This window comes from Pseudescherichia sp. (assembly GCF_031987975.1).
In the GTDB taxonomy this organism is placed as follows: domain Bacteria; phylum Pseudomonadota; class Gammaproteobacteria; order Enterobacterales; family Enterobacteriaceae; genus Pseudescherichia.
This window is the reverse complement of the sequence record NZ_DALZYX010000004.1, coordinates 222,041-245,891: the sequence shown is the minus strand read 5'-3', so window position 1 is coordinate 245,891 and position 23,851 is coordinate 222,041. Positions and strand designations below refer to the sequence as shown.

Annotated in this window: 20 protein-coding genes; 10 read left to right on the top strand and 10 right to left on the bottom strand. The window is 57.6% G+C overall.

The features are described from left to right. Positions 1 to 3: 3 nt before the first annotated feature. The gene (locus tag RTN40_RS08890) at positions 4 to 888 is read right to left on the bottom strand and encodes an ROK family protein (RefSeq protein WP_312228147.1); all 885 of its coding nucleotides are present in this window, start codon (positions 886 to 888) and stop codon (positions 4 to 6) included. Positions 889 to 1,052: 164 nt separating this feature from the next. On the opposite strand from RTN40_RS08890, the gene aldB reads away from it, so the two are divergent. The 3 genes from aldB (at position 1,053) to RTN40_RS08875 (ending at position 3,423) form a co-directional block, all read left to right on the top strand. After that, positions 1,053 to 2,591: an aldehyde dehydrogenase AldB gene (gene aldB / locus RTN40_RS08885; protein ID WP_312228146.1), complete on the top strand. Its 1,539-nt coding sequence runs from the start codon at positions 1,053 to 1,055 to the stop codon at positions 2,589 to 2,591. A gap of 220 nt (positions 2,592 to 2,811) precedes the next feature. Then, a complete protein-coding gene (locus tag RTN40_RS08880) occupies positions 2,812 to 2,997 on the top strand; it encodes a type II toxin-antitoxin system HicA family toxin (RefSeq protein WP_312228145.1) in 186 nt (61 codons plus the stop codon). Between the two features lie 15 nt (positions 2,998 to 3,012). Continuing rightward, on the top strand, positions 3,013 to 3,423 hold the full coding sequence (locus RTN40_RS08875; RefSeq protein ID WP_312228144.1) for a type II toxin-antitoxin system HicB family antitoxin: 411 nt from the start codon (positions 3,013 to 3,015) through the stop codon (positions 3,421 to 3,423). A gap of 55 nt (positions 3,424 to 3,478) precedes the next feature. Here RTN40_RS08875 and RTN40_RS08870 read toward each other — a convergent pair whose 3' ends face one another. Together RTN40_RS08870 and RTN40_RS08865 are read right to left on the bottom strand one after the other, a co-directional pair. Further along, the gene (locus RTN40_RS08870; protein ID WP_312228143.1) at positions 3,479 to 5,434 is read right to left on the bottom strand and encodes a glycoside hydrolase family 127 protein; all 1,956 of its coding nucleotides are present in this window, start codon (positions 5,432 to 5,434) and stop codon (positions 3,479 to 3,481) included. Positions 5,435 to 5,444: 10 nt separating this feature from the next. Next, positions 5,445 to 6,845, bottom strand: coding sequence for an MFS transporter (locus RTN40_RS08865; protein ID WP_312228142.1), 1,401 nt, complete (start codon positions 6,843 to 6,845; stop codon positions 5,445 to 5,447). A 252-nt stretch (positions 6,846 to 7,097) separates the two neighbouring features. Between RTN40_RS08865 and RTN40_RS08860 the strand changes: the two genes are divergently transcribed. After that, on the top strand, positions 7,098 to 7,913 hold the full coding sequence (locus RTN40_RS08860) for a helix-turn-helix domain-containing protein (protein ID WP_312228141.1): 816 nt from the start codon (positions 7,098 to 7,100) through the stop codon (positions 7,911 to 7,913). Between the two features lie 126 nt (positions 7,914 to 8,039). Beyond that, positions 8,040 to 8,519: a 4Fe-4S dicluster domain-containing protein gene (locus RTN40_RS08855; protein WP_312228140.1), complete on the top strand. Its 480-nt coding sequence runs from the start codon at positions 8,040 to 8,042 to the stop codon at positions 8,517 to 8,519. A 16-nt stretch (positions 8,520 to 8,535) separates the two neighbouring features. Here the strand turns inward: RTN40_RS08855 and avtA are convergent, their stop codons facing one another. Further along, complete coding sequence (gene avtA, locus RTN40_RS08850; RefSeq protein ID WP_312228139.1) at positions 8,536 to 9,792, bottom strand: valine--pyruvate transaminase; 1,257 nt, start codon at positions 9,790 to 9,792, stop codon at positions 8,536 to 8,538. A 124-nt stretch (positions 9,793 to 9,916) separates the two neighbouring features. Next, positions 9,917 to 11,953, bottom strand: a complete 2,037-nt coding sequence (locus tag RTN40_RS08845) for an alpha-amylase (RefSeq protein WP_312228138.1) — start codon at positions 11,951 to 11,953, stop codon at positions 9,917 to 9,919. 314 nt (positions 11,954 to 12,267) lie between these two features. Between RTN40_RS08845 and RTN40_RS08840 the strand changes: the two genes are divergently transcribed. Continuing rightward, on the top strand, positions 12,268 to 13,173 hold the full coding sequence (locus RTN40_RS08840) for a protein bax (protein WP_312228137.1): 906 nt from the start codon (positions 12,268 to 12,270) through the stop codon (positions 13,171 to 13,173). A 33-nt stretch (positions 13,174 to 13,206) separates the two neighbouring features. On the opposite strand, the gene xylR is transcribed toward RTN40_RS08840, so the two are convergent. The 4 genes from xylR to xylF form a co-directional block, all read right to left on the bottom strand. Then, on the bottom strand, positions 13,207 to 14,385 hold the full coding sequence (gene xylR / locus RTN40_RS08835) for a D-xylose utilization transcriptional activator XylR (protein ID WP_312228136.1): 1,179 nt from the start codon (positions 14,383 to 14,385) through the stop codon (positions 13,207 to 13,209). 100 nt (positions 14,386 to 14,485) lie between these two features. Further along, positions 14,486 to 15,667, bottom strand: a complete 1,182-nt coding sequence (gene xylH, locus RTN40_RS08830) for a xylose ABC transporter permease XylH (RefSeq protein WP_312211752.1) — start codon at positions 15,665 to 15,667, stop codon at positions 14,486 to 14,488. Continuing rightward, a complete protein-coding gene (locus RTN40_RS08825; protein WP_312211753.1) occupies positions 15,645 to 17,186 on the bottom strand; it encodes a xylose ABC transporter ATP-binding protein in 1,542 nt (513 codons plus the stop codon). The genes xylH and RTN40_RS08825 overlap by 23 nt, the downstream gene beginning before the upstream one ends. A 74-nt stretch (positions 17,187 to 17,260) precedes the next feature. Then, entirely contained in the window at positions 17,261 to 18,253 is a 993-nt protein-coding gene (gene xylF / locus RTN40_RS08820; protein WP_312211754.1) for a D-xylose ABC transporter substrate-binding protein, read from the bottom strand. Positions 18,254 to 18,570: 317 nt separating this feature from the next. Here xylF and xylA point away from each other — a divergent pair, with 317 nt between their 5' ends. Next, positions 18,571 to 19,893, top strand: a complete 1,323-nt coding sequence (gene xylA / locus RTN40_RS08815; RefSeq protein ID WP_042394153.1) for a xylose isomerase — start codon at positions 18,571 to 18,573, stop codon at positions 19,891 to 19,893. 58 nt (positions 19,894 to 19,951) lie between these two features. Next, positions 19,952 to 21,406, top strand: a complete 1,455-nt coding sequence (gene xylB, locus RTN40_RS08810; RefSeq protein ID WP_312228135.1) for a xylulokinase — start codon at positions 19,952 to 19,954, stop codon at positions 21,404 to 21,406. Between the two features lie 40 nt (positions 21,407 to 21,446). Here the strand turns inward: xylB and RTN40_RS08805 are convergent, their stop codons facing one another. Beyond that, positions 21,447 to 22,439 (bottom strand): acyltransferase, encoded by a 993-nt coding sequence (locus RTN40_RS08805; protein WP_312228134.1) that lies wholly within the window; start codon positions 22,437 to 22,439, stop codon positions 21,447 to 21,449. A 93-nt stretch (positions 22,440 to 22,532) separates the two neighbouring features. On the opposite strand from RTN40_RS08805, the gene RTN40_RS08800 reads away from it, so the two are divergent. Both RTN40_RS08800 and glyQ read left to right on the top strand, forming a co-directional pair. After that, a complete protein-coding gene (locus RTN40_RS08800) occupies positions 22,533 to 22,835 on the top strand; it encodes a YsaB family lipoprotein (protein WP_312228133.1) in 303 nt (100 codons plus the stop codon). 104 nt (positions 22,836 to 22,939) lie between these two features. Continuing rightward, the gene (glyQ, locus tag RTN40_RS08795) at positions 22,940 to 23,851 is read left to right on the top strand and encodes a glycine--tRNA ligase subunit alpha (protein ID WP_042393986.1); all 912 of its coding nucleotides are present in this window, start codon (positions 22,940 to 22,942) and stop codon (positions 23,849 to 23,851) included.

Genomic DNA, 23,851 nt, shown 5'->3' with positions numbered 1-23,851 from the left:
GCCCTATTCATCGGGCGCGATTTTCTGCTTCGCCAGCCATACTGCCCCTAATCTGCCTGCCTGGTTACCCAGCTTGCAGGGGTGGATCGGCACGCGCAGCGCCTCCCACATCTCAAAGGTCTCCAGGTGGCGATCGAGCAGCTGGTAAACTTTCTCCTGCTCGCTTATCCCGCCGCCAATCAGCACCGCCTCGGGGTCGAACATGGAGATGACGCTATAGACGCCGCGCGCCAGGAACAGCGCCCACTCGTTAATGGCCTCGCGCAGATGGACGTCGCTGTCCATCCGCTCGAATAGCTCTTTACCGTGCGGCATCTCGTCGGCGGAGACCGCCAGCGCCTGGCGACAGGCCTTCATCAGACCGCTGCCGGAGGCGACCTCGTGCATACATTCGCCTTTATTGCCGACCGGGATCACGCCAAACTCACCGGCGTGGAAGTGTACGCCGCGGAACAGCTCGCCGTTTACAATAATCCCACCACCAATGCCGGTGCCCACGGTGATGCAGACAAAGTTCTCAAACTCCTGTCCGGCACCGCGCCAGCGCTCACCCAGCGCCGCGCAGTTGGCATCGTTTTCCACGACTACCGGCAGATGCGTGAGGGTGGTGAAGAGATCGTGCAGATTTGTGCCGTCCATAAAGTCCAGCGCGCCCGCTTTCTTCGCTTTGCCGGTATGCACATTGATATGGCCGGGAAAACTGACGCCGATACCGGCAATCTCGTGATCCTTCTGATAGGTTTCGACTACCTCTTTCCACGCTTTTTTAAACGACTCTTCGTCCTCGGGCGTGTCAAACTCCTCCGAAGAGTGCTCTTCACCATGCTCGTCGATTAGGCCATGCTTAATGTGGGTTCCCCCAACATCAAAACCAATAAAGTAGTGCATAGGTATTTCCCTTTTCCGGTTCCTTACGCTTAATTATGGCTCAGGCCTGGCGGGAGAATGTAAAGTAAGGTAATACGTGAACAGCGTCGAAAAGCGGCGATCTTCCCGCTGCTTTTTTAACCGCCGCGTCTACCCTTGAAGGACACCCCTGCAAGGAGACGGCCATGACACATAATCCCCCCGGCAACCGCATCCAGCCTGGCGAATACGGTTATCCTCTTACCTTAAAAGCGCGTTATGAAAACTTTATCGGCGGCGACTGGGTTCCACCCGCCGACGGCGAGTATTACCAGAACCTGACCCCGGTTACCGGCCAGCCGCTGTGCGAAATTGCCAGTTCCAGCAAGCGTGATATCGATTTAGCGCTGGACGCTGCCCATAAGGCGAAAGATAAGTGGGCGCATACCTCCGTGCAGGACCGGGCGGCCATATTGCTGAAGATAGCCGATCGCATGGAGCAGAACCTGGAGCTGCTGGCGACCGCCGAGACCTGGGATAACGGCAAGCCGATCCGCGAAACCAGCGGAGCCGACGTGCCGCTGGCGATTGACCATTTCCGCTATTTTGCCTCCTGTATTCGCGCCCAGGAGGGCGGCATCAGCGAGGTAGACAGCGAGACGGTGGCCTACCACTTCCGCGAGCCTCTGGGCGTGGTTGGGCAGATTATTCCGTGGAACTTCCCGCTGCTGATGGCGAGCTGGAAAATGGCCCCTGCGCTTGCAGCCGGGAACTGCATTGTCTTAAAACCCGCGCGCCTGACGCCGCTCTCCGTGCTGCTGCTGATGGAGATTGTGGGCGATCTGCTGCCGCCGGGGGTAGTGAACGTCGTTAACGGCGCGGGAGGCGAGATTGGTGAGTATCTTGCCACTTCAAAGCGCATCGCCAAGGTGGCCTTTACCGGCTCCACCGAAGTGGGTCAGCAGATTATGCAGTACGCGACCCAGAACATTATTCCGGTCACCCTCGAGCTGGGCGGCAAATCGCCGAACATCTTCTTCGCCGACGTGATGGATGAAGAGGATGCCTTCTTTGATAAGGCGCTGGAGGGCTTTGCCCTGTTTGCCTTTAACCAGGGCGAGGTCTGTACCTGTCCGAGCCGGGCGCTGGTGCAGGAGTCAATCTATGAGCGCTTTATGGAGCGTGCCATCCGTCGGGTAGAGAGCATTCGCAGCGGCAACCCGCTGGATACCGTTACCCAGATGGGAGCGCAGGTCTCCCAGGGGCAGCTGGAGACCATCCTCAACTATATCGACATCGGTAAAAACGAGGGGGCGGACGTGCTCACCGGCGGGCGGCGCAAGCAGCTTGAGGGGGAGCTGAAAGAGGGCTATTACCTTGAGCCTACCATTCTTTTCGGGCAGAACAATATGCGCGTCTTCCAGGAGGAGATCTTTGGCCCGGTGCTTGCCGTAACCACCTTTAAAACGGTGGAAGAGGCGCTGGAGCTGGCTAACGATACCCAGTACGGGCTGGGGGCGGGCGTCTGGAGCCGTAACGGCAGCCTGGCCTATAAGATGGGGCGCGGTATCCAGGCGGGACGCGTGTGGACCAACTGCTACCACGCCTATCCTGCTCACGCGGCGTTCGGCGGCTATAAGCAGTCCGGCATCGGGCGCGAAACCCATAAGATGATGCTGGATCACTACCAGCAGACCAAGTGCCTGCTGGTGAGCTACTCGAATAAACCGCTCGGGCTGTTCTGAGGCCTTACCTATAGCCGGGCGGCGCAAGCTTGCCCGGCCTACTTCTCTTTGCCAGACCGCACGCAATTAAATGCCATGCATTACTCTTTGCATCGTTTCTTTTCGTACTGCTTTCCAACCTGAAAATCCTCTGACAGCTTCCATTTCTGTCATGCGTTATTGTGATCCTGTAGCCATTAACCGTGTGTATGATGTGTATAATCCAGTGAAGGATAGGGATGTGAAGAGCCAGGATGTCATGACAATTTTGAAAAGACATGGCTGGATGTTGGTCAGAGTCAGAGGGAGCCATCATCAGTTTTGTCATCCAACGCGTACCGGAATTGTGACGGTTCCGCATCCGCGAAAAGACATAAAAACGGGTACGCTGGCGCAGATTTGGCGTCAGGCTGGTTTAAAGCTTTAATACGAAGGAGTCTCTATGTTTTATCCGGCTTATATTCATGCCGATCCTGACGGCAGCGCCAGTGGTTTCTTTCCGGATGTGCCGGGCTGCTTCTTTGCTGGCGATACGTTAGATGATGCCTTTCGGGATGCGAAAGAGGCCTTAACGGCACACTTTGAATTACTTTGTGAAACTCAGGAAACGCTCCCTGGCCCGGGATCGATAGAAGCGCATCTGGAAAGTAATCCTGCTGATTTTATAGGCGGGCAATGGTTACTGGTTGATATAAACATCAACCAGTTTGATGGCCGTGCAGAACGAATCAATATCACGTTACCAAAGCGTTTATTAACAAAAATCGACCACTTTGTTCGTGAGCACCCTGACTACAGTAACCGAAGCGCCTTTCTGGCAGAGGCTGCAAGACGTGTGCTGCCAGGTCGCTGAATCTTATACTTTGCCGGGTGGCGCTGCGCTTACCCGGCATTACCATGGCTGAACATTACCCCTCGTTCACCCAAACGCGCATTTCCCCCTCGCCGCGATTGGCCCAGCTAAACCACGGAATAAAGGTCAGGGTTTGCGGCTCCCGGCTGCTGGGTGCATCATCGAAGTGCCACAGCGGCTGCTGCTCTGCCTGGGCGGCAACCTGCTTCGCACCTTCGGCCTGAATAAGCATCTTATGGGCAAATATCCCTTTCCCTTCAACAAGTTTGAATTGGCTCTCTTTAGGTAGCCAGACATTATGCAGCGCCTCGCCGTTGTCCGCCTCTTCAAGGCAGTAGACCAGCGGGCCGCGTTGGATCGCCACCTTGCCAGCGACGCTGCGCACCAGCGGGTTGCCATACACACGACGGACCGGCATGGGCAGCGTTAGCGATAGCGTGTCGCCTTCATGCCAGAGCCGACTGAGATGCATATAGCCTTTGCGCACCTCACCCCGTACCGCTTCGCCGTTGAGCAAAACTTGCGGATCGCTGCACCACTCCGGCAGGCGTAGAGCCAGCGTATGCTGCACCGGGTGGGAGGAGTCGATACGCACCTCAACGTTCTCCTGCCACGGGTAGTTGCCACTGATACTCACCCGCAGCGCCGTATCCCCCACGGGGATCTCTACGCGATTGCCTATATAGAGATTGATAAACAGGGCATCGGGGCGCGGGGTATAGATGTAATGGCCGATGGAGGTCAGCAGGCGGGCAATATTCGGTGGACAGCAGGCGCAGCCGAACCAACGCTGGCGAACCGGCTGGATATGGTCGTAAATATGATTAAACTTCAGCGATTTTGGGGCGATCTCTAGCGGATTGACATAGAAGAAATGTTTACCGTCGAGCGCCATGCCGCCCAGCACGGTGTTATAGAGCGCACGCTCCATCACGTCGGCATACTGACCGTCACCCTCCAGCTCCAGCATCCGGCGGGCAAACATCATCAGCCCGATCGAGGCGCAGCTCTCGGCGTAGACGGTATCGTTCGGCAGGTCGTAATCGCTGCTGAACGCCTCTCCCCGGCTTTGTGAGCCGATGCCGCCGGTGATATAGAGCTGGCGCTGGGCCATGTTTTGCCACAGCCGCAGGCAGTCCTGACGCAAGCGCTCATTGCCGGAGAGCCGCGCCAGGTGGGCGACGCCTGTCATCAGATAGACAAAGCGCACCGCATGGCCAATAGCGCTCTGCTGCTCGGCAAGCGGCAGGTGCGCCTGACTATAGGCCTTATCGTTCACCATCCATGCCGTACCATGGTTGGGCCAGAACCAGGTGCCACCGCGCTGCGCAAACTCTCTATCGTAAAAGTGTGGCTGCGTGCCGCGCTGCTCAACGAAGAAGTTCACCAGATCGCGATAGCGGGTCTGCTGGGTCACCTCAAACAGGCGCATCAGGGCCAGCTCAATTTCCGGGTGGCCGTCGTAACCCTGAAGCTGGTTAACGCCAGGACCAAACACGCTGTCGATATGGTTCGCCAGGCGGCAGGCTACCTCCAGCAGGCTGCGCTTGCCGGTGGCCTGAAAATACGCCACTGCCGCCTCGATCATATGTCCGGCGCTGTACAGCTCATGGCATTCGGCAAGGTTGGTCCAGCGCTCGGCAGGGGCTTTTACCGTGAAGTACGTGTTCAGGTAGCCATCCTCACGCTGCGCTGCCGCCACGAGCGCAATCACCTCATCGGCCGTTTTCTCAAGCTCAGCATCGGGTTTCTGGCACAGTGACCAGGCCACGGCTTCCAGCCACTTTGCGACGTCGCTGTCCTGGAAAACCATGCCGTAGAACTCGCCCTCAGAGAGACCCGCAGCAATGCGGAAGTTTTCAATGGCATGGCTGGGATCGGCTTCCGGAATGCGGTCATTCAGCGCATCCCACTGATAGGGGATCACCACGTCGCGCACCAGTCGCTGGTACTGGCCTAAAAACGGATCGGTGACGTTAAGCTTATGCAGGTCGGTTTCCATGATAGTCATCATCTTCTCCTCAGGACTGGACATGACGCTGGCGCAGGTCAGTGGAAATACGCGCCATCATTGGGTTATTGAGCTTGCAGACGCGAACCGCCAGCGCCAGCAGCAGGTGGAACAGGGCAGGCAGCAGGGTTTCCATGGTGGTGATCCCCTGCAGCGAGGCGGTGGTCTGATTGCCTGTGCCGGGCTGGTAGGCCACGGCAATAAACACCAGGCTGATAATTCCCGCGCTTGAGGCCCAGGCGAGCTTGATAAAGAACAGGTTGAACGCGAAGTTCATGCCCGACGAGCGCACGCCGGTTTTCCACTCGCCGTAGTCATCGGAGAAAGCCATCAGGGAGAAGTGCAGCGGCAGGGTAAAGCCAAGGATAATGCCGTTACCCAGGATGACCGCCAGCCATAGCGTTTGATACTGCGGGCCGCCCGGCAAAAACCACATACCGACGGCCAGCGCGGCCAGCACCAGGTTGGTGTAGTAGTAGAGCTTAACGGCATCGATACGGCGAGTGAGCGGGTTGACGATAACGGAGCCGAGGATCGAGGCGAAGGTCACCATCGTAAAAAACAGCGAGGTGTAGGCCGTACTGCCCTCCAGCACGTAGGTGATGAAGTACATGTAACCCCCGCCGCGAATGTTGAAGACGTTAATCAGCAGGAAGGACATCACCAGCATTAACAGCAGCTGATCGTTTTTAAGCAGCCCGGCCAGGTGCTCACGCAGGGTAAATTTGCCCATCAGCGCCAGCGGCACCCGCTCACGCACCCAGAAGAAACAGCACAGGAACATCACAACGGCAATTGCACACAGCACGCCGACGCCCAGCTGGTAACCTCGGGCTGCACTGCCCTGGCCGAAGAGATCGACCATCCACGGCAGGCCGACCGAGACCAGGAAACCCGCGACGCCGCACAGCACAAAGCGCCAGGACTGACAGGAGATCACCTCGCTATGGCGCGTGGTCATGGTATTAATCAGCGCGCAGTAGGGGACGTTAATTGCGGTGTAGCCGACGGAGAGCAGCAGATAGGTACCAAACGCCCAGGCGATTTTTACCCCCATGCTGGCGTCCGGCACGGTAAAGGTCAGAACGCCAATGATGCCGATAGGGATCGCCACCCACAGCTGCCAGGGACGGAAGCGTCCCCAGCGGCTTTGCGTGCGGTCGGCGATGATGCCCATAATCGGATCGGAAACGGCGTCAAAAACGCGCAGGGCGATAAACAGCGTGCCCACCAGCGCCGGGGTCAGACCGAAAACGTCGGTATAGAAAAAGGTGAGAAAATTCATGATCAGGCAGGTGATGACCGTGCCGCCTGCGTCGCCCAGGCCGTAGCCTACTTTTTCGCGAATCGACAGTTTATCGTCAACCGCTCCCTGAGCAATATCTGTCTGGGTAATCGGTGTAGAGGTCATAGATAACTCCTCGTAGGGTGGAGATCTCTTTTGTAGCTATCCGCCCGTAAGGGCAGCGCTGTTATTGGAAATGACCTGTCTAATTCTGCCCTTAAAGCCGCGAGCAACAAGGCAACAAAGAAGTATAAAAAGATGACGATTCCGACCTCGTTACGAAAACGTGAAGCCGATCGGGCAAAGGCGCATTAATTTATTAATAATCAAATACAAAAATGTTGATTAGCGGTTTGAAAAGCGAGAATTGACATATCTATGCTCGAATTATCCATAGCGCTTCCGGTCAAGGTACAAAATGGCGGACTGTTTATCTCTCGGGGTATTGGCAGGCACCCTTCACGCAGGCTTACTTCGTGGGAGGTTATTTTTGTTGAAAAGGGAACGCTGGCGATCCGTGAAGAGGAGAGGCTATTTCAGGTTAATGCCGGAGAGAGCCTGCTGCTCTGGCCGCAGCGCAGGCATGTCGGCGTCGATGATTTCCCGGCGGATCTAAAATTTTACTGGCTGCATTTTGAGGTAAATGCAGAGGCTAACAGTTCATCGTGGATAAGTACGCTATCAATTCCACAGCATATACGGATCCGCGATCCGCAGTACATGATCGCTCTGTTTCGGCAGTTTTTAAGCGAGCAGGAGAAGCTGGAGCGAACGGCAGCGCTTGAGTTTATCCTGCTGATGATTTTGCAGCAGATGACCCCAGGCGAGCAGATCAGGGATGAGCGCAACGACAGCGGCGTCGCCCTTGCCTGGAAAGCACAGCAGCTTATTCGCACTCGCTTTCACCTCCCGCTCTCCACCAGCTCTCTCGCCAGAGAGCTTCACTGCAACGCAGATTACCTGGGACGGGTCTATCGCCGCGTTTTTCACCTGACGCTCACCGAAGCCATTCATCGCCAGCGCGTGCGGGCAGCTGAGAAGCTCCTGATTAGCGATGCCCGCTCCCTTAAAGAGGTTGCTGGCCTGTGCGGTTTTAGCGACGTAGGCTATTTCCGGCAAATCTTCCGCAAGCATACCGGCCTGACGCCCGCTATCTGGAAGCGGCGATACTGTAAGGAGCATATTAACTCCTGAGCATTCAGACATAGCGCCAGAATCTTTCGGGCAGATGACAAATCCGTTCGCTTTCCCCGGTGGGATCAAAGCACGCAGCTGGCATTCTCTGGCACGCTGGGTTTTTAGCGCTATGCGGAGCGGGGAATGAACCACTTTATCATTGCTGATTCAGCGAAATGCATCGGCTGTCGCACCTGCGAGGTGGCCTGCGTGGTGTCGCATCAGGCGAATCAGGACTGCGCGGCCGTCTCGCCCGTTGCGTTTACGTCTCGTATTAAGGTCGTAAAAACAGGCTCGTTCACCACGGCCATTACCTGCCAACACTGCGAGGACGCACCGTGCGCAAATGCTTGCCCAGTTCAGGCAATCTATCGCGAAAGCGGGGCGATTGTCGTCGAACAGGCGCGCTGTATTGGCTGCAAAAGCTGCATGATTGCCTGTCCCTTCGGCGCAATGCAGGTCACCTTCATTTACGAAACGGCGCAGGCGCTGAAGTGCGATCTCTGCCGCCACGCGGCAAGCGGACCAGCCTGCGTGCAGGCCTGTCCGACTCAGGCGCTAAGCTGCATCGATCCGGCCAGCCGCGCACGCGCCGCGAGGGTTTCCGCCGCTGGCCGGTTGTAGCGCGTCTCCAGCTGCGTTAACAGGTGCGCTCCTGCCAGGCCAGCTCAACCTCTTCAGCGAGGATTTTCACCCCGGCTTCGATCTTATCCGGGTCCGGCACGTAGTTCATGCGCATGCACTGGTGGGTATGCGGCCAGGGCTTGTCGAGGCCCGGGAAGAAAAAGTCGCCGGGCACCATCAGCACGCCGCGCTTTTTCAGCCGCTGGTAGAGCAGCTCGGTGGTGATCGGCAGGTCTTTAAACCATAGCCAGAGGAAGATGGCTCCCTCGGGTTTGTGGATGAGACAGCGCTCCTCCGGCAGGTAGCGGCGCAGCGTGGCCATCGTCTCCTGTACACGCTGGTAGTAGAACGGCTTGATTACCGTCTCCGACAGGCGCAGCAGGTCGTTACGCTTGATCATCTCGCACATCATTGCCGGGCCGATGCCGCCGGGGGCAAGGCTGATGATGCCATTCATGTTGCGGATCGCCGAGATGGTCTGCTCATTGGCGATGATAATGCCGCAGCGGCTGCCCGGCAGGCCTAGCTTGGAGAGGCTCATGCAGAGAATAGTGTTCGGGTTCCACAGCGGACGCGCCTCGCTGAAGATAATGCCCGGGAAGGGCACGCCATAGGCATTATCGATCACCAGCGGGATTCCGTGCTGGTTGGCGAGGGCGTCCAGCTTGATCAGCTCCTCGTCGGTAATGACGTTGCCGGTAGGGTTAGTTGGCCGGGAGACGCAGATCATGCCGGTCTCTTCGCCAATATGCAGATGTTCAAAGTCAACGTGATACTTAAACTGGCCGCCCGGCAGCAGTTCGATATTGGGACGGGCAGAGACAAAGAGATCCTCTTCCAGCCCGGAATCCGCATAGCCGATGTACTCCGGCGCCAGCGGGAAGAGCACCTTCCTGGTGGTTCCATCGGCACGGCGACCAGCAAACAGATTGAACAAGTAGAAAAACGCGCTTTGGCTGCCGTTAGTCAGTGCAATATTCTGTGGCTCAATATCCCAACCCAGCGTGGTGCGCAGCATATCGGCGAGGGCAGTCAGCAGCTCGGTTTTACCCTGCGGGCCGTCATAATTGCACAGCGCATCAGTCGCTTTGCCGGAGGCGAGCATATCTGCCAGCAGTTTCTGGAAGTAGTCGGTCATCTCCGGGATCTGCGCCGGGTTGCCGCCGCCTAACATAATAGCGCCGGGGGTGCGCAGACCGTCGTTAAGATCCTCCATCAGGCGCGTGATGCCTGAATGGCGGGTAAATTTGTCGCCGAAAAGTGAGAATGTCATAGCAGGTGTTCTGTCGGTCTGATTTTAAAATTGGCACACCTTAACGCTAGCGCAGGCGCGGTGCAAATCTGTCGCCTGCTCGCGGTTTGAATTTTTATGCCAAAGACAGATTATAAGAGAGAATTTAATTCTCCTTTCCTGCCCACACCACCATGATTTTATCTGTGCCGCTTTCACGCATAAATCCGCTACCCTGGATTAGCTCCAGCGGCGACTGTTTACCTGCTCCTACGGCAGGGTGACGGGCGCGGAACTGCCCGAGCTTCTGCCAGTGCGCAACGGTGGCCGCCGATTGACCGCTGACGTCCTGCCAGTTCATATCGGATCGGGTGCCCTGCAGCGGGTCAGAGCCGGTAGGGCCAAAGGGGCGTGCCGACTCATCACCATAGAATATTTGTACCGCACCGGGAGCCAGGAGCAAAAGCTCAGCGGCTCGCTGGCCACCCTCACGGAACAGGCGCGTATCGTGTGAGGAGAGATAGCTCAGGACGTTAAAATCCTGCAATTTATCCGCCATCTGCTGCCAGATCGGTACCATATTTGCCAGGCACTCTGTGGCCTTTGCCGCCTGCTCCTGATAATCAAAGTTGATCATCGCATCAAAGCCATGGCGATAGTATTCGCTCTGCATCACGCCATGGCCCCAGGCCTCGCCGGTCATCCAGAACGTCGCATCGTCACGCTTTTTCTCCGGATTAGCCTGCTTCCACTCGGCCAGGGCCGTCGTCGCCTGAGTCTTTAGCTGCTGCCACGCGGCCATCTCAACATGCTTGGCGGTATCGACCCGGAAACCGTCGATGCCGTACTCGCCTACCCACTGGCTCAGCCAGTGGGTCAGGTAGTCGCGCGGCGTATAGCCATCGATCTCTTTAGCCCGTGTGTCGGGCTTATGCTGATAGAAGACCGGCAGTCCCGAAGGAGTGGTAGATTCGGTCTTGATATCCGGCAGGAAGGCGAGGGACATCGTGAGATCGTCAAAGCCGGGGCTGTCGTAGTCGCCGATGTCGGTGCGGATCCAGTTTTTGCCCCACCACGTCTCCCACGCGGCGGCATCGCTAAAGTTGATGTAGTCATTGAAGCTGTGCCAGTTTTGTCCGGCGGTGGGCCGCCAGTCCGTCCATGTATCGCCAAGGATCTTCTCCCGCTCCTCGCCCTGTAAGTAGAGCGCGCCAAACTGGTAAGTCTGCATATCCGCCAGGGTGGCGTAGCCGGTGTGGTTCATCACCACATCGAGCAGCACGCGGATGCCGCGCTGGTGCGCGCCGTCCACCAGCGCATGCAGATCCGCTTCGCTGCCCATGTTGGCATCCAGTTTCGTCCAGTCGAGGGTGTAGTAACCGTGATAGGCGTAGTGCGGGAAGTCGCCTTTGGTACCGCCGCCCACCCAGCCGTGGATCTGCTCAAAGGGTGCGCTGACCCACAGCGCGTTAACACCCAGCCCGGCGAGGTAGTCCAGCTTGCTGGTCAGCCCCTTCAAATCGCCGCCGTGAAAGGTGGCGATCTCCTGCATGCCATCTTTATGGCGGCCGTAGCTGCCGTCATTGGCCGGGTCGCCGTTGACGAAGCGGTCGGTAAGAACAAAGTAGACGGTGGCGTTTTGCCAGCTAAAGGGGGCATCCGCAGGGGCATCGGCCTGTTCAAGCAGCAGCAGGCCGCCACTTTTGGCATCAGGCTGAAGCGTAACGTTTCCCCCTTCCACCGTGGCAACCTGCTGGCTATAGAAGTCACGCACCTGACTGCCCTCGGCAAAGGTTTTACTCACGTCAATCGTCAGCGGTTTGCCGTCCCATGCCGGACACTGGCGCAGGGCGGTGCTGCTGGCCTCCGCTTCCGGCGGGGCGGCAACCGTCAGCATCAGCGTCGGCGTGCCCGAGCGGGTATCTATCTGTAGCGCGTAGTCGCCGTCGCGAAAAATTCGCCACTGCGGCGCGTCACCGGCGCAGGGCTGAAGCGACAGAATCTGATTGAGCTTAGGTGCGCTGGCGGGCTGCCAGCACTGATTATCACTTTTTAAGGTGAGAGGAGTGGTACCCTTTTTGAACGTAGCCTCGCTGTGATAGACCCCGCTGCCGGTGGCGCTGAATGCAGGAAAGCCGGGCGCGGTCCATTCAGACCAGGCAGTAATGGGGAGCAATAAAAGCGCAAGGGCACAGCGTTGCATGGTGGCGTCCTCTCCAGGTTTTTCATCAGTGTGCCACCCGTTGTGCAAGGCAAACTCATCCCTGCGGGGCGAGTACCGGGGAGGAGGTCAAAGGCTGAGCGATCTGCTTCACATTTAAGCGGAAATTTGCGAGAGGCCACACACTTTATGACTATTTTTGCCTCTATAGACCCGTTTGGCTGATGACACCAATTAGGAAATGGACTATTTCTTAGGGTGCTCCCGAGGGGTATTTTTGATACAATTTGAGATTCCGCTCTCAAAATCTTGTAAAAATAAGGTGTTGGAATGCATCAATCCGACCAGGAGACCTAATGATATCGACTCCCATTCGACGATATGGGGCTGCGATACTCATGTTACTCACCGCGGCATTTTCAGGTGAGGTGATTGCGAAAACGCACGCACAGACAACGAGTTACAAAGCCCACACAAGCAGCCATAAGCACAGTAAAACGTTAAGCAGTACTAAAAAGGTTAGCAGTAAAACGATTAGCAGTAAAAAGGTTAGCAGTAAAAAAGTTAGTAGTAAGCTGGCAAGCAGTAAACAAGAGTATTCTCGCAATAGTGCAAAGAGCAGTTCACTTCCTGATTTGCGAAAATACCCTTCCGGAACACCAAGGAAAAAGGCGTTTCTCCGGACGGTTATGCCCTACATCACTAGCCAAAATGCTGCGATTACTGCCGAGCGCAACTGGCTGGTTTCTAAACAGTACGACAATCGCTGGTCGCCGACCGAGCGTGCGCGTCTGAAAGACATTGCCAAGCGTTACAAGGTGAGCTGGTCGGGTAATACCCGCCGTATCCCGTGGAATACGCTGCTGGATCGCGTCGACATTATCCCTGACAGCATGGTTGCCACCATGGCGGCGGCCGAGAGCGGCTGGGGAACCTCGAAGCTGGCCCGCAACAACAACAACCTGTTCGGTATGAAGTGTGCGAAAGGCCGCTGTAACAACGGCCCGGGCAAGGTGAAAGGCTACTCTCAGTTTGACTCGGTCAAAGAGTCAGTGGGCGCCTACGCGGCTAACCTCAACACCAACCCGGCGTATGCCTCGTTCCGTAAATCCCGTGCGCAGCTGCGCAAAGAGGATCAGGAAGTGACTGCCAGCACCATGATCCACAAGCTCAGCGGCTATTCGACGCAGGGTAAGCGCTATAACAACTACCTGTTTGCCATGTATCAGGACAACCAGCGGTTAATTGCAGCGCATATGTAATGATTGTGTCGGGTGGCGCTACGCTTACCCGACCTACATCACTATCTCGCTATAACGATCCCGATAATCCTTCGGCGTGCTGCCGTACTCTTTTTTAAACACCGAATAGAAGTATTGCAGCGACGGGTAGCCGCACATCTGTGAAATCTCGTTAATCGACAGCGAGGTCGAGATCAGCAGGCTGCGCGCTTTCTCCAGCTTCTCGGCGTGGATCATCGCGTGAATGGTTTCGCCCACTTCCTCTTTAAAACGCTTCTCCAGGTTCGATCGCGAGATCCCTACCGCGTCCAGCACCTGATCCACCTTAATCCCTTTGCAGGCGTGATTGCGAATGTAGTGCATGGCCTGGATCACCGCCGGGTCGTTGAGCGACCGGTAATCCGTCGAGCGCCGGGCCACCACCCGCACCGGCGGCACCAGCAGCCGCTGAAGAGGCATTGCCTCGTTATCCAGCAGGCGGTGCAGCAGCTTCGCCGCCTGGTAGCCCATCTGCCGCGTACCCTGCGCCACCGATGAGAGCGCTACGCGTGACAGGTAGCGCGTCAGCTCCTCGTTATCGATACCAATCACGCACAGCTTCTCCGGGACCGGGATATGCAGATGCTCGCACACCTGCAACACGTGGCGGGCGCGGGCGTCGGTCACGGCGATGATGCCGGTCTGCGGCGGCAGGGTTTGTAGCCAGTCGGCGAGGCGGTTCTGGGCGTGCTGCCAGTTTTCAGGAGCGGTCTGTAGCCCCTGGTAGACCACGCCGCGATACTTCTCCTGCGCGACCAGCTGGCGAAAGGCGTGCTCCCGCTCCGCCGCCCAGCCTTTACCGCTGGCAGCGGGCAGGCCATAGAAGGCGAAGCGGTGCACCCCTTTCTCTTTCAGATGCAGAAAGGCGCTCTCTACCAGGGCGTAGTTATCGGTGGCGATGTAGTGCACCGCCGGGTAATCCTCTGGTCGATGGTAAGAGCCGCCTACCCCGACGACTGGCACGCCAACGTCGGCCAGCACGCGTTCGATCTCGTCATCGTCGAAGTCGGCGATGACGCCGTCCCCCAGCCACTCTTTGATATTGTCGAGGCGGGTACGGAAATCTTCCTCAATAAAGATGTCCCACTCTGACTGGGAAGCCTGAAGATATTCACCAACGCCCTCAACGACCTGGCGATCGTAGGCTTTGTTGGCGTTAAACAGCAGCGTGATCCGGTGGCGCTTGGCAAACATGTTGATCTCTTCCTGATAAATCCTCGTTTCTGATTACCATAATCAGCACAAAGCCGGAGAGATATTCCCCGGCAGTGTGATCATCCCTGTAATTTGTTCGTTATGTGCGGCGTTTTGTGGCAGAGTCCATCCAGACCGCCAGCAGCAGGATCGCCCCCTTGACGATGTACTGCCAGAAGGTCGGGACGTCCATCATGCTCATGCCGTTGTCCAGCGAGGCCATAATAAAGGCCCCCATCACCGCGCCCGCCACGCTGCCGATCCCGCCCGCGAGGCTGGTGCCGCCGATGACGCAGGCGGCGATGGCGTCCAGCTCGGCGATGTTCCCCGCCGACGGCGAGCCAGCGCCGAGGCGCGAGCTGAGGATCAGCCCGGCGATAGCTACCATCAGGCCGTTGATGGCGAATACCGCCAGCTTGGTGCGCTCGACGTTAATGCCCGACAGGCGCGCCGCCTCAATGTTGCCGCCGATGGCATAGATCCGCCGCCCAAAAGCGGTGCGCGTTGCCATAAACATCCCCGCCAGCAGCAGGAAAACCAGCAGCAGCACCGGCGTCGGCACCCCACGGTAGTCGTTGAGCAGCCAGATCGCGCCCAGCACAACCACCGCTATCAGCGCCTGCCTGCCGACCACCATGGTGGAGGCCGACGTTGCCAGCCCCAGCGACTGACGACGCAGCCGTCCACGCCACTGCCAGAGCACAAACAGCACCAGCCCCAGCGCACCGACGCCAAAGCCAAACCCGTCCGGCAGGTAGCTCTGGCCAATCTGCGACATCGCTGCGCTGGTGGGCGAGACGGTGGTGCCGTTGGTGATGCCAATCAGCACGCCGCGAAACGCCAGCATCCCCGCGAGGGTGACGATAAATGACGGCACCTTGCGGTACGCCACCCACCAGCCGTTCCAGGTGCCCAGCAGCAGCCCGAGCACCAGCGTCACCGCCACGGTAAGCGGCAGCGGCCAGCCCAGCCAGACGTCAAAGATCGCCGCCGCGCCGCCCAGCAGGCCCATCATGGAACCCACGGAGAGGTCGATCTCGGCGGAGATGATGACAAACACCATCCCCACCGCCAGGATGCCGGTGATGGCGGTCTGGCGCAGCAGGTTAGAGATGTTGCGCGCGCTCAGGTACGAGCCGTCGGTCATCCAGGTAAAGAAGAGCATAATTGCCACGATGGCGGCAATCATGACAAAGACCTGGAGGTTGAGAGATTTCAGCCCGCTAAACGCCCCGGGAGCCGGGGAGGCGAGCTTCAGTTCAGACGGATTGCTTTTCGACATGATGTTCGCTCCTCAGCGCCGCTTCCATAACCTGTTCCTGGGTCAGATGGTGATTGATGAGATTGGCCTTGAGCCGGCCTTCATGCATCACCAGCACCCGATCGCTCAGCCCCAGCACCTCCGGCAGCTCGGATGAGATCACGATGACGGCAATGCCCTGCTGTACCAGCTGGTTAATTAGCTTGTAAATTTCATACTTCGCGCCGATATCGATCCCGCGTGTGGGTTCGTCGAGGATCAGAATGCGCGGATTGAGCAGCAGGCAGCGGGCCAGGATCGCCTTCTGCTGGTTGCCGCCGCTGAGACGGCCAATCGCCAGCTCCGGCGAAGAGGTTTTGACCTTCAACCGCTGGAGCGATTGCAAAATACACTGCTGCTCGGCGGCATCGTCAAGTGTGCTTAGCGTGCCGGAAAAATCATCCAGCGCCGCCAGGGTAATGTTCTTGCCGACCGCCATCACCGGCACGATGCCATCTTTTTTCCGGTCCTCGGGCACCATGGCGATCCCGTGGGCGATGGCCTGCTGACAGTTGCTTATCTTCACCGGCTGGCCGTCGATAAAGACGCTGCCTTCATGGCGGCCAGGCCAGACGCCAAACAGGCACTGCACGGCCTCGGTGCGCCCGGCACCGACTAGCCCGGCGATGCCTAAGATCTCTCCGCGCCGCAGGGAGAAGGAGACGTCGTTTACCCGCTTGATGTGTCGATTAACAGGATGCCAGGCGGTGAGATGCTCGACGCGCAGGATCTCATCACCCGCCGTATGCGGCTCGCTCGGGTAGAGCGCGGTCAGCTCCCGGCCCACCATCATGGTGATGATGGCGTCCTCGCTCATGCCCGCCGCGTCGCGCATCCCCACCGGCTTGCCGTCGCGGATCACGCAGATAACGTCGGCAATGGCCTTAACCTCGTTCAGCTTGTGCGAAATGTAGATGCAGGCAATATCGTGGTTTTGCAGGTCGCGAATGATATCCAGCAGCACCGCCGTCTCCTGCTCGGTGAGAGAGGCGGTAGGCTCGTCGAGGATCAGCAGCCGCACCTGCTTGTTGAGCGCCTTGGCAATCTCTACCAGCTGCTGCTGGCCTAAGCCCAGATCGCCCACCCGGGTATCCGGCGAGATGGCGAGGCTAACCTGCTTGAGCAGCTTGTCGCAGCGCAGCGTCATGGCGTCGTAATCCATCACCCCGTGATGGGTCAGCTCCGCGCCCAGGAAGATATTCTCCAGCACCGTGAGGTGCTTAACCAGCGCCAGCTCCTGGTGAATGATGGCAATACCCCGGCGTTCGGTATCGCGGATATGGCTGGCGATGAGCGGCTCACCGGCAAAGAGGATCTCGCCATCGTAGCTGCCGTGCGGGTAGATGCCGCACAGCACCTTCATTAAGGTGGATTTGCCCGAGCCGTTTTCACCGCACAGGGCCAGCACCTCGCCGGCGTTCAGCGCCAGGCTCACGTTATCGACGGCTTTAACCGCGCCGAACGCTTTGGTGATGTTTTTCATTTCCAGTAAATAAGGCATACCTGCTCCGCGTGGATCGTTGGAATAACAGTGCCTGAGGCGCTCCCCCGTTGTGCCGGGGGAGGGTGTGATGCTTACAGCTCGCTTTTCTTATGGAAGCCGTCTTTCACTACGGTGGCGTCGATATTCTCTTTATTCACTTCGATAGGGGTTAGCAGGCGGGCAGGAACATCCTTCAGGCCATTATTTAGCGAGGTATCGGCTTTCGGCTGCTGGCCATTTCCCAGCTCGACGGCAATTTCAGCGGCGGTATTTGCCAGCTCGGTAATGGGCTTATAGACGGTCATGGTCTGGCTGCCGTTCATAATACGTTTGATCCCGGCAAGGTCAGCATCCTGACCGGAGATGGCGACTTTACCTGCCAGCCCCTGAGCGCTGAGGGCCTGGATTGCGCCGCCTGCGGTGGCGTCGTTCGAGGCGACAACAGCATCGATTTTGTTATTGTTGGCGGTCAGGGCGTTTTCCATGATTTTCAGCGCGTTTTCCGGCAGCCAGCCGTCGGCCCACTGGTCGCCAACCACTTTAATTTTGCCGCTGTCGATATAGGGTTTTAATACTTTCATCTGACCCGCACGGAACAGCTTGGCGTTATTATCCACCGGTGAGCCGCCCATCAGGAAATAATTGCCTTCGGGTACTTTGGTGACCAGGCTCTGCGCCTGCATTTCTCCTACTTTTTCATTATCAAAAGAGATATAGAAATCGATGTCGGCATTATTAATCATACGGTCGTAGGCTAATACTTTAATTCCCTCCTGCTTCGCCTCTTTTATCACATTGCTCAATACCTGGCCGTTGTAGGGAATAATCACCAGCACGTCAACGCCCCGGTTGATCATATTTTCAATCTGTGACATCTGGGTCTCTTCGTTACCGTTCGCCGACTGGACGAAGACTTCTGCTCCTAGCGATTCGGCTTTTTTAACAAAGATATCGCGATCTTTTTGCCAGCGTTCGAGGCGCAGATCGTCAATGGCCATCCCAATCTTGACCTCTTTAGCATGGCTCGCGGCGCTGGCAAGCAGCAGCGAGGCGCAAAGCGTAAGGCAAAGGTTCTTTATCTTCATAATATTAATACCTTTTGTAGGGTTATCGGGCTTGAGATAAAAGAAACATGCACAGCGACAGACGTAGCAAATTTTTAACATCTTATTGCGGGCTGGCAATTACTGATTTTTATCTTCTGATTACGTTTTTTGGTTTATTTTCTAATTTATGACCGCGATCTTATTTTAAGCCGCTAAAGGGATATTTGAGAGCCAGCGCACGTTTGTGCATTCTCTCAATAGCAGTGTGAAATAACGTAATTGAGCAACGCCCGGCGAATATCCACTATTAATGCCACTGATATCCCCTGCCGCAGACATTGATTATGGAGCTGAATATGCAAGCCTATTTCGACCAACTTGACCGCGTTCGCTATGAAGGCCCGAAAACCGCCAACCCGTTAGCCTTTCGCCACTACAACCCGGATGAACTGGTGCTGGGCAAGCGGATGGAAGATCACCTGCGCTTTGCCGCCTGCTACTGGCACACCTTCTGCTGGACCGGCGCGGATATGTTTGGCGTCGGCGCGTTCGAGCGCCCGTGGCAGCAGGCTGGCGATGCGCTGGCGCTGGCAAAACGCAAAGCCGACGTGGCCTTTGAGTTTTTCCACAAGCTCAACGTTCCCTACTACTGCTTCCACGATGTGGATGTCTCCCCGGAAGGGGCGTCGCTGAAGGAGTATCTCAATAACTTTGCCACTATGACCGACATCCTGGCCGAGAAGCAGCAGCAGAGCGGCGTGAAGCTGCTGTGGGGCACGGCAAACTGCTTCACTCACCCACGCTACGGCGCGGGCGCAGCGACGAATCCGGATCCGGAAGTCTTTAGCTGGGCGGCAACCCAGGTAGTAACCGCCATGAACGCCACCCATAAGCTGGGCGGTGAAAACTACGTGCTGTGGGGCGGCCGGGAAGGGTATGAAACGCTGCTCAATACCGATCTTCGCCAGGAGCGGGAGCAGATCGGCCGCTTTATGCAGATGGTGGTCGAGCACAAGCATAAAATCGGCTTCCAGGGCACGCTGCTTATTGAGCCGAAGCCGCAGGAGCCAACCAAGCATCAGTATGACTACGACGTGGCCACGGTCTATGGCTTCCTCAAACAGTTTGGCCTTGAGAAAGAGATCAAGGTCAATATCGAGGCCAACCACGCCACGCTGGCCGGGCACTCCTTCCACCATGAGATCGCCTCCGCCATTGCGCTGGGTATTTTCGGCTCCGTTGATGCCAACCGCGGCGACATGCAGCTGGGCTGGGATACGGACCAGTTCCCGAACAGCGTCGAAGAGAACGCGCTGGTAATGTATGAGATCGTGAAGGCGGGGGGCTTTATCACCGGCGGCCTGAACTTTGATGCCAAAGTGCGTCGCCAGAGCACCGACAAATACGATCTGTTCTATGGTCATATTGGCGCGATGGACACCATGGCGCTGGCGCTGAAGGTGGCGGCCCGCATGATCGAAGATGGCGAGCTGGATAAGCGCGTGGCGAAACGCTACGCGGGCTGGAATGGTGAGCTGGGCCAGCAGATCCTGAAAGGTCAGCTTACGCTGACCGAGCTGGCGAAGTACGCTGAACAGCAAAATCTGGCCCCGCAGCACCAGAGCGGTCATCAGGAGCTGCTGGAGAACCTGGTTAACCACTATATTTTTGATAAATAAATGCCCGTAGGCCCGGTAAGCATAGCGCCACCGGGCGTTTTCATTAAGGAATCCCGCTATGTATATCGGCATCGATCTGGGCACGTCGGGTGTAAAAGCTATTCTGCTGAACGAGCAGGGCGAGATGCTGGCTTCGCACACCGAGAAGCTCTCCGTCTCACGTCCGCATCCGCTCTGGTCAGAACAGGATCCCAACCAGTGGTGGCAGGCGACAAACAGTGCGTTGAAGGCGCTGGGTCAGCAGCAGGCGCTGGCCGGGGTGAAGGCCATCGGCATTGCCGGGCAGATGCACGGTGCAACGCTGTTGGACAGCGATAATTGCGTTCTACGTCCGGCTATTCTGTGGAACGACGGTCGCTGTGCAGAGGAGTGCGCCCTGCTGGAGGCGGCGGTGCCAGGCTCGCGCCAGATCACCGGCAACCTGATGATGCCCGGCTTTACCGCCCCCAAGCTGCTGTGGGTAAAACGCCACGAGCCTGACGTATTTGCCCAGGTAGCGAAGGTGCTGCTGCCGAAAGATTACCTGCGTCTGCGCATGACCGGCGAGTACGCCAGCGATATGTCCGACGCGGCGGGAACCATGTGGCTGGACGTGGCTAAACGCGACTGGAGCGATGAGATGCTCGTCGCTTGCGGACTCTCTCGCGAGAACATGCCCAACCTGTTTGAAGGGAGTGAGATTGCCGGCACGCTGCTGCCGGAGGTGGCGGCCGCATGGGGCATGTCTGCCGTACCGGTCGTGGCCGGGGGCGGGGATAACGCTGCGGGCGCGGTGGGCGTCGGCATGGCGGATGCCGGGCAGGCGATGCTCTCTCTGGGCACCTCGGGGGTCTACTTCGCGGTCAGCAACGGTTTCCTTAGCAAGCCAGAGAGCGCCGTGCACAGTTTCTGTCATGCGCTGCCCGATCGCTGGCATCTGATGTCGGTGATGCTCAGCGCAGCCTCCTGCCTCGACTGGGCGGCGGCGCTCACCGGGCTGGATTCGGTCGCTGAGCTGATTGCCGCGGCGGAGCAGGCTGACGATAGCGCGGGCGATCTCTGGTTTTTACCCTATCTCTCCGGAGAGCGTACTCCGCACAACAATCCGCAGGCGAAGGGCGTTTTCTTTGGCCTGACGCATCAGCATGGACAGCGCGAGCTGGCCCGAGCGGTGCTGGAGGGCGTTGGCTATGCGCTGGCGGACGGAATGGATGCGGTGCACGCCTGCGGCGTGACGCCGAAAAGCATCACCCTGATCGGCGGCGGAGCGCGCAGCGCCTACTGGCGGCAGATGCTGGCGGATATCAGCGGTCAGCAGCTCGACTACCGCACCGGGGGTGACGTTGGCCCAGCGCTGGGCGCGGCGCGGCTGGCGCAAATTGCAGCTAATCCACAGACGCCGCTGGCGGAGCTCCTCCCGCAGCTACCGCTGGAGCAGGCCCATCGTCCGGACGCGGAACGCCATCGGACGTATGCGCCACGGCGGGAGACCTTCCGTAAGATCTATCAGCAATTATTACCGTTGATGTCGTGATCCCCAGGCCCGGCAAGCGTTAGCGCCGCCGGGCATCTCTTTAACTTACAAACCTGCGCTTATCTATTCGCTGTAACAACATCGACAGCAGCAGGCTAATCACAATCGTCACGCTGAAAATCCACACGATATCCGGCACCGGCCAGGGCAGCTCGACGCCGCGGGTGCGCAGGGCGTGGATCACCAGCGCATGGAAGCCGTAGATCCCCAGCGAGTGGCGGGAAATTAATCCCAGCCCCGGCAGCGGGCGCGTGTTGAGCCTGTTTTTCACCAGCGTCAGCAGCGAGACCGCGCAGATAAAGACCATCGGGCCACAGTAGACATACCAGGTATCGGCGAAGTCACCGCGCCACTGTAGTTCATACAGCGTCCCGCGCGAGATAATCACCACCGCGACGACAAACAGCGCCCCGCAGATCCAGTTAAGGTATTTTTTATCGGTATCCATCGTGCCGATAGCGCGACCGAGCAGGCCGTAGAGCACGTAGTAGAAGGTGTCTCCGGCGATATAGAGATTGACCGGCAGCCACTCCACGCCGCCCGCCTTTAGCGGCACGGTATTGGGGTTCGCCAAAATGCCCAGCACCACCATCAACGCCAGCAGCATCTTACCGCTGACATTTTTTACCTGAATCAGCGGCGAGACCAGATAGATCACCACAATCGCGAAGAAAAACCACAGATGGTAGAAGACCGGCTTTTGCAGCAGGTTGCGCAGGCTCAGTTCGCTGTTCATTGAGGTAAAGAAAGTGATGTAGAGCAGAGCGACGGTGCTGTAGAAGAGCAGGCAGAGTGCAATGCGCAGAAAATTGCGCGGCTGGGCGCTGCGCTCGCCAAAGAAGAGGTAGCCGGAGATCATAAAGAACAGGGGGACGCTGACCCGCGAGGCCGAGTTAAGGACGTTGGCGATATCCCAGTTGAGCAGGCTGATGCTCTGCGCATCCGTAATGTATCCGCTGGTGGTGTGGATCATCACCACCATTAAGCAGGCGATCCCGCGTAGGTTATCAATCCAGCTGATTTTTGACGCCATCCGACCCTCTTTCTCCCGCTAACAATGACAGAGCGATAACCATGTGTTATCTAATAGATAACATAACAGCCAGCTCATCCTGCGGGGATTAAAATGATGACAAAGTGTTGCATAACGGCGCTGATTTTTCTGCTTGTCGGCTGTGGATCGACGCAGCAGGCCGCCGTGCAACCTGCTCATAAGCCTAAGGTAAGCCCGGCGACGACGCTGAGCATGGAGCAGCTCTGCCGCGAAACGGCGGCGCAGCGCTACAATACCCGGGAACAGAACATTGCGGTCACCGGGATGGTGCAGTTTCAAGCCAGCTACGAGATGCGCGGCCTGACGCCGCGGGAAGAGCGTTTCGTCTGCGCCTTCGATCCTGATGGACAATTTTTACACCTTTCCATGCGTTAGCAGGCCAATTTTCTAAACAACCCCCGTTTCGTACTGTATATCTTGCGGTCAATGGGTATACTGGCTGCTTCCTTTAAATCCACACGTATCCAGCACGAAATAATATGCAAAAGTTTGATACCCGGACCTTCCAGGGCCTGATCCTGACCTTACAGGATTACTGGGCTCGCCAGGGCTGCACCATTGTCCAACCTTTGGACATGGAAGTTGGCGCAGGCACCTCCCATCCTATGACCTGCCTGCGTGCGCTCGGCCCGGAGCCGATGGCCGCTGCCTACGTGCAGCCGTCACGCCGCCCGACCGATGGCCGCTATGGTGAAAACCCGAACCGCTTACAGCACTACTATCAGTTCCAGGTTGTCATCAAGCCGTCGCCGGACAATATTCAGGAGCTGTACCTCGGATCGCTGAAAGAGCTGGGTATGGATCCGACCATTCACGATATTCGCTTCGTTGAAGATAACTGGGAAAACCCGACCCTGGGTGCCTGGGGTCTCGGCTGGGAAGTGTGGCTGAACGGCATGGAAGTGACGCAGTTTACCTACTTCCAGCAGGTCGGCGGCCTCGAGTGTAAGCCGGTGACCGGTGAGATCACCTACGGCCTCGAGCGCCTGGCGATGTATATCCAGGGCGTGGACAGCGTCTACGACCTGGTGTGGAGCGACGGCCCGCTGGGGAAAACCACCTACGGCGACGTGTTCCACCAGAACGAAGTGGAGCAGTCCACCTATAACTTCGAGCATGCCGACGTTGACTTCCTCTTCACCTGCTTCGAGCAGTATGAGAAAGAGGCACAGCAGCTGCTGGCGCTGGAGAACCCGCTGCCACTGCCTGCCTACGAACGTATTCTGAAGGCCGCCCACAGCTTTAACCTGCTGGACGCGCGTAAGGCCATCTCCGTGACGGAGCGTCAGCGCTACATTCTGCGCATCCGCACGCTGACCAAGGCCGTTGCCGAGGCTTACTATGCGTCCCGTGAAGCCCTTGGCTTCCCGATGTGCAACCGAAACAAATAA